Here is a 1,241-nt window from a genome sequence, read left to right on the forward strand (position 1 = left end):
GCTGTGACCGGAAACGTTGGCCGGTTTCAGGCCGCCGCCTTGGCGGGGGTCTGACCCCAGCGGCGTTGTCGTTCGGAGCGGATCCGGGCTCGTTCGCGGCGTTGGGCGGCGAGGACGTCGGGGTGGCGGGCGTTGGCGTTGCGCCAGCGCAGGTAGTTGTGCAGGGCTTGGGTCGCGGCGGGATGGTTGGGATGGTTCGACCCGGCCACGACGAACATCCGCAGCGGTCCGAAGTGCGCCTCGATCGGGTTCGCCCACGACGAGTACGTCGGGGTGAAGCACAACTCGACCCGGTTGCGGGCCGCCCACTGCCGGATCTTGACGCCGCGATGCGCGGAGAGGTTGTCCAGGATGACGTAGACCGGCGCGCCGTCAGGGCGGGCGGCCCGGATGCTCTTGAGCGCTGCCAGGGTGTTCGCCGCGGACTTTCGCCGGCGCACGACACCCCAGAGGGTGTCGTCGCCGACGCTGTAGCAGGCGTGGAACTGCCGGACCCCGTGCAGCTTGTGGTAGTTACCGGGGAGCCGATCCGGATGCCCGGCCCGAGTCCAGGACGCGCCAGCGTGTGGCCGGATCGTCAGCGGCCCGAACTCGTCGAAGGCGAAGACCCGGTCCGGGAACGCCGTGGTCACCGCCTCGATCCGGGCGAGTTTCGCCTCAGCGTTCGGGTCGTTGGTCTCCTTCCACGTCTTCGTCCGCTGGAAGGTGATGTCGTGGCGGTGCAGGAACTCCCGCAGCCGTTCCCGGCCCACGAGCACACGACGCGGGCCGTGGTTGTGAGCCAGGTAGTCCGCGAGTTTGCGCAGGCTCCACCGGGTGAACGGCTGCCCGAGCGCTTGCGGTCTGGTTCTGGCCGTCGCGACGATGAACGCTTCGTCGTCTTCACTGATTCGGCGGGGACGGCCACCCGCCCACCGAGGGTCCAGACAGGCCAGGCCCATTTCGTTGAACCGGTGGATCACCTCACGGACCGCGTCCTCGTCCCCCTGGACCAGACGGGCGATTGCCGGCACGGTGTTCCCGCTGGCCGAAGCCATGATCACCATCGCCCGACGCAACCGGATCGGAGACCCGGTCCCACGCCGCACGATCTGCTGTAGTCGCCGGCCCTCGTCATCACTGAGCCGACGAGCCCGGACAGGTTCTGCCATCCCGACAGCCTGAACCCTCCACCAGCCACCACCACGACCATCGACCGGCGTGTCACCCAACCCGGCCAACGTTTCCGGTCACAGCACTAG

1 protein-coding gene is annotated in these 1,241 nt (G+C 68.7%); it reads right to left on the reverse strand.

Annotation, left to right across the window (positions count from 1 at the left end):
* Positions 1–26: 26 nt before the first annotated feature.
* A complete protein-coding gene (locus tag Van01_RS32710) occupies positions 27–1,151 on the reverse strand; it encodes an IS630 family transposase (RefSeq protein WP_204015824.1) in 1,125 nt (374 codons plus the stop codon).
* Between the last annotated feature and the right edge of the window lie 90 nt (positions 1,152–1,241).

The organism is Micromonospora andamanensis (assembly GCF_016863495.1).
GTDB classification, from domain to species: domain Bacteria; phylum Actinomycetota; class Actinomycetes; order Mycobacteriales; family Micromonosporaceae; genus Micromonospora; species Micromonospora andamanensis.